15 protein-coding genes and 1 tRNA gene are annotated in these 14285 nt (G+C 73.7%); 12 read left to right on the plus strand and 4 right to left on the minus strand.

All coding sequences use genetic code 11. From position 1 onward, the window contains the following. Positions 1-7: 7 nt before the first annotated feature. The 3 genes from L3X23_RS16620 (at position 8) to L3X23_RS16630 (ending at position 1651) form a co-directional block, all read left to right on the plus strand. The gene (locus L3X23_RS16620; protein WP_093082078.1) at positions 8-814 is read left to right on the plus strand and encodes a DUF3105 domain-containing protein; all 807 of its coding nucleotides are present in this window, start codon (positions 8-10) and stop codon (positions 812-814) included. Further along, positions 811-1518 (plus strand): DUF305 domain-containing protein, encoded by a 708-nt coding sequence (locus tag L3X23_RS16625; RefSeq protein ID WP_237193045.1) that lies wholly within the window; start codon positions 811-813, stop codon positions 1516-1518. Before L3X23_RS16620 ends, L3X23_RS16625 begins: the two co-directional genes overlap by 4 nt. A gap of 58 nt (positions 1519-1576) precedes the next feature. Further along, positions 1577-1651 (plus strand) — tRNA-Arg (locus L3X23_RS16630). Positions 1652-2142: 491 nt separating this feature from the next. Here the strand turns inward: L3X23_RS16630 and L3X23_RS16635 are convergent. Beyond that, positions 2143-2358, minus strand: coding sequence for a ferredoxin (locus L3X23_RS16635; protein ID WP_237193046.1), 216 nt, complete (start codon positions 2356-2358; stop codon positions 2143-2145). A gap of 19 nt (positions 2359-2377) precedes the next feature. After that, positions 2378-2881: a group 1 truncated hemoglobin gene (locus tag L3X23_RS16640; protein ID WP_237193047.1), complete on the minus strand. Its 504-nt coding sequence runs from the start codon at positions 2879-2881 to the stop codon at positions 2378-2380. Between the two features lie 112 nt (positions 2882-2993). On the opposite strand from L3X23_RS16640, the gene L3X23_RS16645 reads away from it, so the two are divergent. The 9 genes from L3X23_RS16645 (at position 2994) to L3X23_RS16685 (ending at position 11658) form a co-directional block, all read left to right on the plus strand. Further along, positions 2994-3917, plus strand: coding sequence for a helix-turn-helix domain-containing protein (locus tag L3X23_RS16645; protein WP_237193048.1), 924 nt, complete (start codon positions 2994-2996; stop codon positions 3915-3917). Positions 3918-4219: 302 nt separating this feature from the next. Next, entirely contained in the window at positions 4220-5335 is a 1116-nt protein-coding gene (locus tag L3X23_RS16650) for a hypothetical protein (RefSeq protein WP_176921276.1), read from the plus strand. Then, positions 5332-6834: a lipopolysaccharide biosynthesis protein gene (locus tag L3X23_RS16655; protein WP_237193049.1), complete on the plus strand. Its 1503-nt coding sequence runs from the start codon at positions 5332-5334 to the stop codon at positions 6832-6834. Before L3X23_RS16650 ends, L3X23_RS16655 begins: the two co-directional genes overlap by 4 nt. Next, positions 6831-7391, plus strand: coding sequence for a DinB family protein (locus L3X23_RS16660; RefSeq protein WP_237193050.1), 561 nt, complete (start codon positions 6831-6833; stop codon positions 7389-7391). Before L3X23_RS16655 ends, L3X23_RS16660 begins: the two co-directional genes overlap by 4 nt. A 60-nt stretch (positions 7392-7451) precedes the next feature. Next, complete coding sequence (locus tag L3X23_RS16665; protein WP_237193051.1) at positions 7452-8423, plus strand: NAD(P)/FAD-dependent oxidoreductase; 972 nt, start codon at positions 7452-7454, stop codon at positions 8421-8423. Positions 8424-8436: 13 nt separating this feature from the next. Beyond that, the gene (locus L3X23_RS16670; protein WP_237193052.1) at positions 8437-9105 is read left to right on the plus strand and encodes a bifunctional 2-polyprenyl-6-hydroxyphenol methylase/3-demethylubiquinol 3-O-methyltransferase UbiG; all 669 of its coding nucleotides are present in this window, start codon (positions 8437-8439) and stop codon (positions 9103-9105) included. 167 nt (positions 9106-9272) lie between these two features. Then, a complete protein-coding gene (locus L3X23_RS16675) occupies positions 9273-9467 on the plus strand; it encodes a hypothetical protein (protein ID WP_237193053.1) in 195 nt (64 codons plus the stop codon). A 618-nt stretch (positions 9468-10085) separates the two neighbouring features. Then, positions 10086-10766, plus strand: a complete 681-nt coding sequence (locus tag L3X23_RS16680; RefSeq protein WP_237193054.1) for a hypothetical protein — start codon at positions 10086-10088, stop codon at positions 10764-10766. 157 nt (positions 10767-10923) lie between these two features. Then, complete coding sequence (locus tag L3X23_RS16685) at positions 10924-11658, plus strand: hypothetical protein (RefSeq protein WP_237193055.1); 735 nt, start codon at positions 10924-10926, stop codon at positions 11656-11658. A 31-nt stretch (positions 11659-11689) separates the two neighbouring features. Here the strand turns inward: L3X23_RS16685 and L3X23_RS16690 are convergent, their stop codons facing one another. Together L3X23_RS16690 and L3X23_RS16695 are read right to left on the minus strand one after the other, a co-directional pair. Beyond that, on the minus strand, positions 11690-13717 hold the full coding sequence (locus L3X23_RS16690; protein WP_237193056.1) for a PhoX family phosphatase: 2028 nt from the start codon (positions 13715-13717) through the stop codon (positions 11690-11692). Between the two features lie 113 nt (positions 13718-13830). Further along, positions 13831-14256, minus strand: coding sequence for a hypothetical protein (locus L3X23_RS16695; RefSeq protein WP_237193057.1), 426 nt, complete (start codon positions 14254-14256; stop codon positions 13831-13833). Between the last annotated feature and the right edge of the window lie 29 nt (positions 14257-14285).

Consider the following 14285-nt stretch of genomic DNA (forward strand, 5'->3'; position numbering starts at 1 on the left):
TGCGCCCATGGCCAGCGGGAAGACCAGCAAGGCGAACCGGCGCAACTCGCGCACCTCGGTCGTCGCCCAGAAGTCCACGCCGTGGGGCCTCATCGCGGGCGTCCTCGTCGTGGTGCTGTTCGCGGGAGCGGTCTTCGGGTACGCCGTCCTGCGCGGCAACGAGAACAGCGCCGCCCAGGAGCTCCTCGCGCCGTACGTGCCGAGCGACACCAACCGCGACCCGTCGACCCAGATCCCCGGCGTGGTCACCGCGACCTACCAGGCGGGCCAGCACGTGCAGCCGAACCAACAGGTCGCCTACACGCACTCCCCGCCCTACGGCGGCGCGCACGACGGCTACTGGGCCACCTGCGTCGGCACCGTCTACCCCGAGCCGGTTCGCCAGGAGAACCTGGTGCACTCCATGGAGCACGGCGCCGTCTGGATCGCCTACAACCCCGACCAGGTCAGCGGCGCCGCGCTGGACACCCTGCGGGCCAAGGTGGACGGGCAGCCCTACACCGCGCTCTCCCCGTACCCCGGCCTGGACCAGCCCATCTCGCTGCAGTCCTGGGGCCACCAGCTCAAGCTGAGCGACGCGAACGACCCGCGCGTCGACCAGTTCATCACCGCGCTGCGCCGCAACCAGTACCAGTACCCGGAGGTCGGGGCGAGCTGCTCCGAGATCGGGCAGGGCCTGTTCTCGGCGGCGAACCCGCCGCCGTTCGCGCCCACGCCGCCCGCGTCCGCGGTGAACGGCACCACGGTCGTCGACGAGCAGGGCGGGGCGGGCACCACCCCCGCGACTGACGAGATGCCCACCTCCGGCCAGTGAGCACCGCCACCGAGTCCCCCGTGGTCGAGGAGCCGGAGGGCCGCGCCGAACCGCGGTGGGTCCGTCCGCTCGTCGTGATCGGGGCGGTCCTGGCGCTGCTGCTGCTCGGCGGCGCAGGCGGGCTGCTGCTCGGCCGCGCGGGCTCGGACGCCGCGTCGGTGCCGTCGGGCACCTCGGTGGACGTCCAGTTCGCGCAGGACATGTCGGTCCACCACGAGCAGGCCGTCCAGATGGCCGCCTGGGAGCGGGACCACACCACCGACCCGGCGCTCACCCAGCTCTCCTACGACATCGAGACCACGCAGCTCCAGCAGATCGGCCGCATGCAGGGCTGGCTGGGGCTGTGGGGGCAGGCCGCGTTCCCGGTCGGGCGGCCGTACATGACCTGGATGTCGCCCGAAGGCATGGCCGGGCACGGCATGGCGGGCGCCACCGGCAGCGCCCGCATGCCGGGCATGGCCTCGGACGCCGAGCTGGCCGCCCTGCGCTCCTCGACCGGCCCCGCGCTGGACGTCCTGTTCCTCCAGCTGATGCTGCGCCACCACCAGGGCGGCGTGGCGATGCTGCAGGACGCGGCCGCCCGCGCGTCCGTCCCGGAGGTCCGCAACCTGGCCGCCCAGATGCTGTCCGCGCAGCAGAGCGAGTCGGACTACATGACCTCCCTGCTGGCCCAACACGGCGCCCAGCCCCTCCCGATGAACTGATCGCGGGGTGCTGTAGGGTTTCCCTCGTCGCCGCGGGTCACCGCGGCCGGGCCGCACGGCCCCCGTAGCTCAGGGGATAGAGCACCGCCCTCCGGAGGCGGGAGCGCAGGTTCGAATCCTGCCGGGGGCACCATCGGTGCCTACAGCCAAAACGGCCCCTCACCTGCTGGAACAGGGTGAGGGGCCGCTTCTGTCGTGTCCGGCCGTTCCTGGCCGTGGGCGGCTCTGCGGCGTAGTCCGGCACGGTGGACAGGGCCAGCCGACGCTGAGCGGCCCGAGCGCGCTCGCGCGGCGACGCAGGCCTTCCGCCACGGCGTCGAGCGGCGGCGCGAGCGCGATGCCCTCGGCCGGCAGTGCACTCGGCGTGGCTCGACCGGCGACGAGGAGCTCGCGCTCGTCGGAGAAGTGGCGGAGGAGGTGCTCTTCGTCACCGGCGGCACCGGGCTCATCGGCTCCCGCCACGTCCCGTTCGACACCCCGGTCGCGCGCCGCATCCGTGTGAGGTCGCCGCCGTGGCGGGCTGCCACGGCGGCGACCGGGGCACGGACGCGGGGCGCGTCGGGCGTCAGGGGAACGATCTGCGCAGTCGTGGTGTGGACCCCACACCCACCGCGGACCCCGGGATCACCCCGGGCGCTGCACCGTGATGGCGGCGGCCGGGCACTGGTTCGCCGCGTCGACGACGGCGGCGGCGCCCTCCTCGTCGAGCGGTGCCCCGGTGGGGCGGGCCCGGACCCCGACGAACTCGAAGTGGTCCGGCGCGATCGCCAGGCACAGGCCCGCGGAGATGCAGCCCCGTGACACGTCGATCCGCCACGCGGTCGGGTCGTCCCCACTCATGCGGTGCTCCCGTGACTCGTCAGCCGGCGGCGCTGCGCGGAGCGGGCCAGTGCACGCCCACGCTCTCCATGCCGGCCAGCACGTCCATCTCGGGGTTCGCGAGGAGGACGTCCTTGAACGACGGGCTGCCGACGACGACGTCCTTGAACGAGCGGAGGAACTCGTCGATCTCCTTCGCCTCGCGCTCGGGGAGGCCGAACTCGGCATAGGCGGGCGTGACGATGTCGTCGAAGAGCGCCGTCCAGTACTCCTCGGTGATGCCCATGCCGCGGTGCGACGTGGCCATGTCCGGGCCGGTGTAGGTGTGCGGGCCGCCCCAGTGGTCCCCGAGGAACTCCACGAAGCCGTTGATCTCCTCCTGCACCTCGGCCTGGGTCTTGTGGTTCCAGATGTGGCCGATGGTGGGGTTGAGCATGGCCCGCTGCACGAGCGTCTTGGCCAGGAAGGTGACGACCGGCAAGCCGCCCAGACGCTCGTAGAGCGAGCGGTCGTCGGTGGTGGTGGGTTCTGCTGCGTCAGTCATGGCGCGACCCTCCGACCCTCGCGCACAATGCGTCAACATGACGCGACGCATTGACAAGACATGTCACGCGGCGGCAACCCCCTCCGCGTCGATCGGTGGTCCACTGGGACGCGTGGAGGTCGACACCAGGGCCGTCCCCGCCCGCGAACGGCTCGAGTACTGGCACGAGTGCGTGAGTGACCGCTTCGTGCCGCTCCTCGTCGCCCCGGCGAGCCACGAGGTGCAGGGGCGGATCCGGTTCCGCGAGATCGGCGGCACCAGGGTCCGGCGCATCGCCGGCACGGAGCACACGTTCCAGCGCCGGGACGGCGACATCCGGCGGGGTGGGGACCCCGAGGAGCTGAACCTCCTGTTCGTCAACCGCGGTACGACGGTTGTCGAGCAGGACGCGCGGACCGCGACGGTCACGCCCGGGGACTTCCTGTTCTACGACAGTGCCCGGCCCTTCGAGTTCCGCACCCGGGGCCCCTTCGACTACACGATCGTGCTGCTGCCCAAGGGTCCGCTGGGACTGCCGAAGGGCGTGGACGCCACGTGCACGGTCCGGCCCGGGTCCGCCCGCGACGGCCTGGCCGGGGCGGCGCGGCACCTCGTGGACTCCCTCGTCCTCCCCGAGCCGGCCGGGGGCGACCCGGGCAGCGATCGGGCTCTGGAGGAGTCGCTGCTGGCCGCGGTCTCCCACCTGGTCCCCACCGCGCCGTCGAGCATGCCCGCCCGGGTCCCCGTCGCCCTGGTCCACGCCCTCGTCCGGCGCCACTTCCGGGACCCCGACCTGTCCCCCGCGACGATCGCCGCCGCGTGCGGCATCTCCGTGAGCCACCTGCACCGCATGCTCGCGGGCGAGGACCGCACCGTCGCCGCGCTCATCCGGGAGGAGCGGCTGCAGGCGGCGGCCCGGCTACTCGCCTCCCCGGGGAGCCGCCGCGAGTCCATCGCCACGATCGGGCGCCGGTGCGGACTGCCCGACCCGGCGCACTTCAGCCGGGTGTTCCGCCGCCGGTTCGGCGTCTCGCCGCGCGAGTTCCGGGACGGGTGAGGCCTGCCTCGAGGCGCCGCCAGGTGCTCACCAGGCAGCAGTCCGCCGTCGACGACGGCCCGTGTGCGGATCCGCTGTCACTGCAAAGGGTGCCGGGAGCCGGGCACGGGCCCCGGGAGCCGACCCCGCGAGGACCGGGCGGTCGCCGGCGAGGGCCGCACGCAGGTCGACCGTTCACCTCGCCGACGCTCCACTGACACGGCCAGGCAGACCGCCCGACGAGTGGATTTCACTGATCGTTCACGTTGTTCGTAGAGTCCCCCAGACTAGGCCGAGTGGGGGACGAGTTGACGATCGATCATGTGACCCAGCGCGTGGAGCCGGGAGTCTGGCGTGGGCTCGCGGTGTTCGTGGTGCGGGACGTGGTCGCCGCGGCGCTCGACGAGGCCGTCGCCGGCGTCGCGCGCGGCCTGGAGATCCTCGAGACGGTCGTCCTGACCCGGGCGCAGCGGTCGCGGCTCACGCCCGACGCGTACGCGCTGATCGTCGCGTGCGACGTCACCCCGCCCGAGGGGGCGACCGGCGTGCGCAGCGTGGCCCAACGGGTCGCGGACGTCCTGGACCACACCCGCCGCAGGCTCTCCCCCGACGGCACCCCGGCCCCGCTGGTCGACGTCTCCTCCGGCCCACGCGAGGCCCTCGCCTTCCTGGCGGCGCTCGGCGACCCCGACCTGCCGACCCGGCTGCTGCCCCGCGTGCAGGCCCTCACCGCGGCCTGCGCGGTGCCGTTCCCGCTGGTGGGCATGCTGGGTGGGGACTCGCCGGGGTTCCGGTCGCGGGTCGCGCTGGTCGACCACCCGGTGCACGGCCGCAGCGTCTGCAAGATCTTCCGCCCGGGCGCCGACGTGTCCTTCCAGCGTGAGCTGCGGGCCCGGACCGAGCTCGCGGACCTCCCCGAGGTGCCCGAGCTGCTCGAGCACGGCCCGAACTGGCTGCTCACGCCGTTCTACGCCGACAGCGGCGCCCACGTGGTCCGGCCGCTGCCGGGCGGGCTCGCGCAGCTGCACCCGCACGTCGTGCGGGACCTGGTGCGCTTCGTGCGCGACCTGCACGAACGCGGCCGCTACGTGCTGGACCTGTCCCCGCACAACCTCGTCACGGACCCGGATGCGGGCCTCAAGATCCTCGATCTCGAGTTCGTCCTCGACTACCCCGCGCCGCAGCCCGAGTGGGAGGCGTGCTGGAGTCTGCACGGGGTGCCGCAGGCGCTCCGGTCGGTGGGCGACGGCCTGCCGAACCTCGTGCTGACGAAGGGCGTGGGCAACTCCGTGTTCCATCCGGCCGTCTGTGGGCTGCGGCGCACCCAGCTGCTCGCGCCCGGTCGTCGTCGGGAGACCCCGCGACGGGTCGCGCGGCAGCTGGCCTGGTCGGCCGCGCTCGGCGTGGCGGGGCGGGTGCACCCGGCGTTCCGCCCGTGAACGACGACTCGAGCGAGGACCCGACCCGCCCCCTGCCGACCGTCGCGCCCAGCCTCACCGCACGGACCGCGCGGGGGTTCGCGTGGGTCTTCACCGGCTCGGTCGGGCAGGCGGTGCTACAGATCGTGGCGACCGTCGTGCTGGCCCGGCTGCTCACGCCGGACGAGTTCGGGTCGGTCGCGGCGGCGCTGCTCGTCGTCGGGCTGACCCAGCTGGTCACCCAGCTCGGGGTGGCCGCGGCGCTGGTGCACCGGGCGGAGCTGAGCGACGGGGACGTCGCGGCCGCGTTCTGGTTCTCCATGACCCTGTCCGTGGTGATGGCGGCCCTGCTCGCGGGCTTCGCGACAGCGCTCAACCCCCTGGTCGGGCTGCCCGCCGACTCCGACCTGATCCCGCTGCTGTCGCTGTCGCTGCTGTTCGCCGGGGCCATCGCCGTGCCCACCGGGCTGCTGCAGCGGGAGCTGCGCTTCCGCCCGATGGCGACCGTCGACCTGCTCGCCGCGGGCCCGGCGCTGATCGGCGTCAGCGTGGTGTTGGCGCTCCTCGGGTTCGGCACGGCCGCGCTCGCCTGGGCGGAGGTCGCGGCGGCGCTGGTCAAGGCGGTCGGGTACCTCGCGCTGACCCGGCCGCACGTGCGGCTGGACCGGCACGCGTGGGATCGGCTGCGGCCCATGCTGAACTTCGGCTCCGGCTACTCGCTGACCCAGCTCGGCAACTGGTTCGCGCTCAACGCGGACAACCTCGTCGTGGCGAACGTGCTCGGCACCGCCCCGCTCGGCGTCTACACCCGAGCGTACAACCTGCTCAACGAGCCCGCGAACGTCATCGGCGGGGCCGCGGACAAGGCCCTGTTCCCGGCCATGGCCCGGGTGCGGGAGGACGGCGCGCGGCTGCGGGCCGCCTACGTCCGGACCGCCAGCCTGGTCGCCCTGGTCACCGTGCCGGCCGCCGTCCTGCTGTTCGTGCTGGCCCCCGAGGTCGTCCACGTGCTGCTCGGCACCCAGTGGGACGCGGTGGTCCTGCCCGTCCAGGTGTTCGCGCTCGTCCTGCTGCCGCGGACGTCGTACAAGATCAGCACCTCGCTGACCCGTGCGACGGGCGCGGTGTACCGGGCGGCGTGGCGACAGTGGCTCTACGCCGCCGAGGTCGTGGCGTTCACCCTGGTCGGGGCGCACTGGTGGGGGGTGGACGGCGTCGCGTTCGGCGCGTCGGTCGCGATCGTGCTCCACTTCCTGGTCATGCTGCACTTCTCCGCGCGGGTCTCGCCCGGGCTGATGGGCGCCGTGCTGGCCATGTACCTCAAGCACCTGCCCGCGCTGGTGGTGGTCGCGCTCGCCACGTGGGGCGCCGCCGCGGCCGTGCGGCCGGTGGGCTCGGACCTGCTCACCCTCGCGGTGGGGGCGCTCGCCGCCGCGATCGGCGCCGTGGCCGTCCTGGCGGTCCTGCGGAAGCGCTTCACCGCCGAGCTCGCGGTGGTGCGGACCCTGGCCCCCGCATGACGGACGCCGACCGCCGAGAGGACCTGCTGCGCTACCTGCGCCGCGGCTGGGAAGCGCTGCTCTGGAAGCTCGACGGGCTCTCCGAGTACGACGTGCGCCGCCCCCTGACCCCGACCGGCACGAACCTGTTGGGCCTGGTCAAACACGTGGCGCTGACGACCTCGGGCTACTTCGGCGCGGTGCTCGGCCGCCCGGACGCCGTCGAGTGGTCCGACGACGAGGTCAACGCCGACATGTGGGCCAAGCCCGGCGAGTCGCGGGAGCTGATCCTGGACGCGTACGCCAGGGCCGTCGCGGACGCCGAGGCCGCGCTGACCGAGCTCCCCCTGGACCATCCGGCGCACGTCTCCTGGTGGGCGGAGCCGGACGTGACGCTGCACCGCATCGCGGTCCACATGGCGGTGGAGCTGCACCGCCACTGCGGGCACGCGGACATCCTCCGCGAGCTGGTCGACGGCGCCGCGGGCATGGTGCCGGACGCGACCAACGTTCCCGGGGACCTCGACTGGCCCGGATACGTCGCCCGCCTGCAGGCCGAGGCGGACGCCCACCGGTAGGCCTTGCCGAAACGGCAACGATCCTTGCCGAACTCGGGCGCGCGGCCGCACAGTCGCGACATGGATTACGACGTGGTGGTGGTCGGCGGCGGGGCCGCGGGCCTCAGTGGTGCGGTGGCCCTGGCCCGGAGCCTGCGGTCGGTGCTGGTGATCGACGCGGGCGCGCCGCGCAACGCACCGGCCGACGGCGTGCACAACTACCTGGGCCGAGAGGGCGTGGCACCCCGCGAGCTCGCCGCGATCGGCCGCGCGGAGGCGGCGGCCTACGGCGTGGAGTTCGTGGACGACCGCGTGCTCGCCGTGCACCCCGGCTTCCGGGTCGAGCTCGCGGACCGCACGGTCACCGCGCGGAGGATCCTGCTCGCCACCGGTCTGACCGACGAGCTGCCGGACGTCCCGGGCCTCGCCGCCCGCTGGGGCCGGGACGTCCTGCACTGCCCCTACTGCCACGGCTACGAGGTCCGCGGCCGGGCCGTCGGCGTGCTGTCCACCGGCAACGGGATGCACCAGGCACTGCTGTTCTCGCAGCTCAGCGACGACGTGACGCTGTTCCTGCACACCGGCGACGAGCCGACCGCCGAGGAGTGGGCGCAGCTGCGTGCGCGGGGGATCGCCGTCGTCGACGGGGAGGTCGCCGGGATCGAGGTGACCGACGACCGGCTCACGGGCGTGCGGCTGGCGTCCGGCCGGGTCGTGCCGCGGGACGCGGTCGTGGTCGCGCCGCGGGTCACGGCGACCGTCGTGCCGGGGCTCGGGCTGGAGCCCGAACCCGTGGAGATGCTGGGCCGGGTGATCGGCTCCCGGATCCCGGCGGACCCGACCGGCGCCACGGCGGTGCCGGGTGTGTTCGTCGCGGGCAATGCGACGGACGTGTCCGCCCAGGTCGTGGCGGCCGCCGCGGCGGGGATGCGGGCCGGGGCGATGATCAACGCGGCGCTCGTCGCGGAGGAGACCCGCGAGGCCGTGGAGCGCGGTCGGGTGTTCTCCCCGGCGTCCGAGCGGGAGCTGTGCACGCCGCAGCACGGGGTCTAGCAGGATGGGGAGCATGGAACACGGACACGGGCACGGCCGGGCGATGACCGCGGAGGAGGTCCGGGCGATGCTCGAGCCCTCCGCCTGGGACGAGCGCTACGGCGGCGAGGAGCTCGTGTGGAGCGGGTTCCCGAACCCGCAGCTCGTGGCGCAGGTGGACGAGCTGACCCCGGGTGCCGCGCTCGACGTCGGCGCGGGCGAGGGGGCGGACGCCGTGTGGCTCGCCCGCCGCGGCTGGGCGGTCACCGCCGTCGACTTCTCCCAGATGGCGCTCAAGCGGATCGCCGAGCACGCCGCCGAGGCCGGCGTGGAGATCACGACCGAGCAGGCGGACGTCCGCACCTGGACCCCGCCCGCCGGCGCCTTCCAGCTGGTGAACTCGCAGTTCATGCACCAGCCCGCCGAGGTGTTCGCCCCGCTGGTCGCCCGCCTCGCGGACGCGGTCGCGCCGGACGGGCACCTGCTGGTCGTGGGGCACCACCCGAAGGACCTGGAGAAGCCCGAGATCGGCCGCCCGCCGGTCGGCGACATGCTGTTCACCGCCGAGGAGATCGCGACCCAGCTCGACCCCTCGACCTGGGAGATCGTCGCGGCGGAGACCCGTCCGCGGCAGCTGATCGGCCTGGACGGCGAGCCCGTCACCGGACACGACGCCGTGCTGCACGCCCGCCGCAGGTCCTGACCCGTTCACGGAGGGGTGAACGGCGGCCGTTCCCGTACGCCGATCGCCGGAGCCCGTTAACCGGTCTGCACTCACCCCTGCTGTCACCAGACGTAGTTGCGCCACTACCTTCTGCTGCACGCTCCCAGGAGGTGACACCAGTGGCGCTCGCGTCCATCTTGTCCGCCATGCCCGATCTGTTGCAGCGCACGCTCCAGCAGCACTCCCCCGACCCCGCGGGGTACTGCCGCGAGTGTCGCGAGGCGTCCGGCATCGCCGCGATCTGGCCCTGCGCCACCCGTGAGGTGGCGGAGGAGGCCCAGTACATCCGGCGCGGCGGCCTGCCCGGCACACTCGGCGGCCGACACCGCAACCGCGTCTGAACCCCCCGCGCAGTCCGAGGGCCGTCCCGATGATCGGGGCGGCCCTCCGTCGTTCCTGATGGACTGAACGGAGTAGTGGCCACACCGTTCGCCGGTGCCTCTCGGACTAGGGCGCCTTGCCGCCGCACGTCCGGGCGCGACGAGCGGCCGATGCGCGGTGGCCCGCGCCACAGCCGGCCGTCCACCGTTACCGACGCCACGTCCACTGCCGCTCGCCGCTCGGCCCGTTCCGATCGTCTCAGCAGGGGCGATCCGACGCCGTACCCCCGCGCGACAGCCCCTAACGTCGGACACGACAGGATCACGGAACGATCACGAACGACCCGCGGAGCCCCCGAAGCTCCGCTCCCCCGGGTCGGGAGTGCTCCCCGATCGGGCCGTGGTCGCAGTGGAAGAGGAAAGGTCGCAGTGGCCCGGCATCGCTCCCCACGAGGCCGCACCGCGTCCCCCCGCTCCACGGCGTCGAGCTCCCCACGACGCCGTGCTCCCCGAGCGGGGGACGCGGTCCGGTCCCTCCCCGGTCCCGTCCGTCACGGGGCGGCCGTCGCGCTCGCCGCGGGCGGCGTCGTCTCCGTCCTCGGGGCGGCCGCCCCGCTGGCGGGCCCCCTGGTGTCCGGAGTGGACACCGCAGCCGCGGCGTTCGGCGTGGGCACAGCGGCGGACACCCCGGCCCGACCCGACGAGCCGGTCACCGGCGGCGCGGTGGTCGAGGGTGTCCTCGCGGGCGTCCCCGCAGGCACCGGGGACGCGGCCGCCGCGCCCCCACCGGCCGTCTCGCTCACCCACCTGTCCGACGCCGTGCGCTCGGCGGGTGACCGCACGGTCGCCGAGCAGCAGCGCGTCGAGCAGGAGGCGCGGGCCGCCGAGGAGCGCGCGAAGGCCGCGCTCTCCGGGCAGACGCTGCGGGCGGGCTCGGGCAGCACCTCCTGCGGGCTGAACACGAGCGGCCTGGGCGCGGTGAAGTCCTGGGTCGCCGACGCGGCGGAGTTCCTCGGCTGCCAGTACGGGCAGCCGCCGCTGCTCGGCGTCGGGAGCCGGGGCAACGCCTCGGACCACCCGGGCGGCCTCGCCCTCGACCTGATGACGACGAACCAGGTCACCGGGGACTCCATCGCCGCCTGCGCACTGCGGAACATGGACGCGCTCGGCGTGACCTACGTGATCTGGGACCAGCAGATCAACACGGGCTCGGGCTGGAAGCCCATGGAGGACCGCGGCAGCCCCACGGCCAACCACGAGGACCACGTCCACATCTCGTTCCAGAGCTCGGCACCGAGCGGGACCCCGGTCACCTGCTGACCGTTCGCCGCGCGCGCCGACACGCACATCTCACGGCGTGTGGAGCGTTTCGGGCGTTTCGTGACCTCTCCGCTACATTCGGTCGCGAACACACCGGTTCGGCTCCCCGTTGGACGCTCCCCGCTCCGCCCGGGCCGGCGGTTCGAGAAGGCAGGTCGTGTCGCGGCACCGCTCCGCCCCGTCCCGGGTGTGCGCCCTGCGTCGCGGGGTCACCGCCGCGGCGGTCACGGGCGGCGCGCTCGCGGTCGCGGCCCCCACCGCGGCGCTGCTGCCGGGCTCGGACGCCGCACCGCGGCAGGCCGCCGCGCAGATCGGGCTGGCCTCGTCCGACGTCGTCGAGGAGGCCCTCCCCGTCGTCGACGGCGCCCGGATCGCCATGAGCGTGCTCCCCGTCCGCGCCGCGTCCTGGGAGCCCCCGGGCCTCGACGCCGCCGAGCGGCTCCGCAAGTCCGCGGCCCTGAACGACGCGGCGTGGGCGGCCGAGCAGGAGCGCCTGGCCCGCGAGGCCCGAGTGCACTGCGACGTGCCGCTCGGCGGGCTCGGCGCGGTGAAGTCGCACGTGCGAGACGCCGCCCGGTTCCTGTCGTGCCTCTACGACCAGCCGGACCTCATCGGGGTGGCGGGCCGAGCCCGCGTCTCCGACCACGCGACGGGCCTGGCGTTGGACCTCATGGTCCGCGGCGCGAAGGGCGACCGGATCGCGCAGTGCGCGCTGGCCAACCGCGAGGCGCTCGGCATCACGTACGTGATCTGGGAGCAGCGGATCAACCACGGGAGCGGCTGGACGCGCATGGAGAACCGCGGCAGCGACACCAAGAACCACGTCGATCACGTACACATCAGCTTCGGCCCCGGCGCCTCCGGCACCCCCGACCCCGACCTCTGCACCTAGCTGCACCGTGGAGCGCTGTGGAGCACTGCGGTCAGATCCCGATGCGGCCGCGGTCCTCCCGGTAGACGTTGACGACGGCCGGGCGCGGCTGGGCGGAACCGCCGTCGGGCCAGTGCGAGCCCGGGCGGTCGGGTGAGGCGTCGTCGACGTCCCCGGGGTGCTGCACGGAGACCAGGACGAAGTCGTCCGTCACGACCGGCCCGCAGGTCTCCGCACCGATCGGCACCGACAGGAACTGGGTGGTCCGCCCCCGGGTCTCGCCGGTGAGCGAGACGCCGAACAGCCCGTCGTTCTGCTCCAGGGCCTGCGACGAGTCCGTGGAGATCCACAGGTTGCCGTGCGTGTCGAAGGCGAGGTTGTCCGGCGAGGTGATCGGGCTGACCTGGGACTTGTCGAAGCCGCCGAAGTAGGTCGACGGGTCGGCGGGATCGCCGCAGACCAGCAGGATCGACCAGGTGAAGGAGGTCCCGGTCGGGTCGTCGTCCGACTCGACGAGCTCGATGACGTGCCCGTGCTTGTTGTCCGCGCGCGGGTTCGCCTCGTCCGGGCCCGCCTTGCCCGCCTTGCCGCGGTCGGTGTTGTTGGTCAGCGCGAGGAACACGTGCCCGTTCGCCGGGTTCGGTTCGACGTCCTCGGGGCGGTCCATCTTCGTGGCGCCGACCTTGTCACCCGCCTCGCGGGTGAAGACGTAGACCTCCTCGGCGGTCATCCCGGGCACGAAGCTCGTGGAGCCCGCGGCGAGCTTGATCCACTCACCGGAGCCGTCGTACTCCCCGTCCTCGGCGCCGTCGCCAGTGAACCTCGCGACGTACAGCGTGCCGTCGGAGAGCAGCGACAGGTTGTGCTCGCGGGCCCGGCGGCTCTGCCCCTTCCGCATCGTCGCCGAGGAGACGAACTTGTAGACGTAGTCGAACCGCTCGTCGTCGCCCATGTACGCGACGGCATGACCCTCCTTCGACAGCCGGATCGTGGCGCCCTCGTGCTTGAAGCGCCCGAGCGCGGTGTGCTTGACCGGCCGGGAGTGCGGGTCGTGCGGGTCGACCTCGACCACCCAGCCGAAGCGGTTCGCCTCGTTCGGCTCCCGCGCCAGGTCGAACCGGCGCTCCACGGTCTCCCAGCCCCGCTCCGACGGGCCCGGCTCGAAGCCGTAGCGCGCGAGCCGCGGGTCCGCGGGCGCGTTCGCGAAGTACTGGTCGACGTTCTCCTCCCCGGACAGGAAGGTGCCCCACGGCGTGGTGCCGCCCGCGCAGTTGTTGAACGTGCCCAGCACCAGGGTGCCGGTCGGGTCCGCGGACGTCCGCAGCAGCGGCGACCCGGCGGCGGGCCCGTCGAGCAGGAACTCCGTGCTGCCGGTGATCCGCCGGTTGCGGGGGCCCTGCACGTCGACGGTCATCCGGCCCTCGCGGTCCCGGACGATCTCGACGACGGAGTGCCCGTGCGCGGCGAGCCCGATCCGCACCTGCTCCTCGGTCGGCGCCTCGGCGTCGTAGTCGCGGAACATCAGCGGCTCGATCGTGTACTCGTGGTTGGAGAACAGGACCCAGCGCCGCAGCGGCCCCTCCAGCAGGAGGATCCCGCAGAAGTCGTTGTTGTAGCCGAACTGCTGGGCCTGCGCCGCGGCCGTCTGGTGGTCGAAGTCGAACTCCGGCGCGCCCGGCAGGATCGGGTCGCCCCACCGCACCACGACGTTCTGCGCGTACCCGCCGGGCACGCGCACGGCGTCGTCGGTGTTCGGCGGGACGGTCGCGTAGTCCAGGCCGTAGGGGGCGGGAGACGGCGCCGGGGCGACCGGCAGGCCGGGCGTGGCCGCCGCGGCGAGCGCGGGCCCGCCGACGGCCACCGCGCCGCCGGCCAGCCCGAGCACGGCACCGGCGCGCAGCACCCCGCGGCGGTCGAGCACCGCACCGAGGACCTCGCCGAAGTACGGGTTCGCCGAGCGGTTCGGTTCCCGCTTCGCGCAGGCGTCTCCGCAGCGGAAACGGCAGGTCAGGCCCTGGCGAGCGCGGTGTAGGACCGGCAGGGAGCGGGGCGGGTGGTCGCCGGTGCACGGCTGGGCCACGGTCGTCCTCCAGGTGGGGTGGATTCACCGGTTCGGGTCACGGGGACGCTAGGCAGCCGCGGTGAGCACCAGGTGGACAGAACGTGAACCTCGGGATGATCGTGACGAATCCCCTACGGGGTCGCGGTGTGGGCCGGGTGCCCGTGGGTGCGACGGGCCTGCTTCATCTCCGCCTCGAACACGTGCCTGCGGCCGCCCACCAGGTCCTCGCGCAGCGCGCGCTCGGTGTCGCGCAGGGGCCCGTAGTAGGTGTCGTCGAACTCCTCGACGACCTGGAAGCTCCAGCGCCCCTCGAGCACGTTGCGGCCCAGGATCTCCGTCTCGATCCGGTCGGCCCACTCGGGCCTGCCGTCCTTGCGCAGCAGGTCCACGACGTCGTCGAGCATGGCATCGGCACCTCCCATGAGCTGGTGGAACTCGTACAGGGCGCCGCGGGCGCGCTCGATCCGTTCGAGCATCTCGGAGAGCTTGCCGGTGGCGGCCACCGCGTCGTCGGAGACGCCGGCGGGACGGGCATGGGCGGAGTCGAGGTCGGACATGCGGCGGACTACCCCGCACGCGCGCCGTT

The sequence above is a fragment of the Pseudonocardia sp. WMMC193 genome (genome assembly GCF_021728735.1).
GTDB classification, from domain to species: domain Bacteria; phylum Actinomycetota; class Actinomycetes; order Mycobacteriales; family Pseudonocardiaceae; genus Pseudonocardia; species Pseudonocardia oroxyli.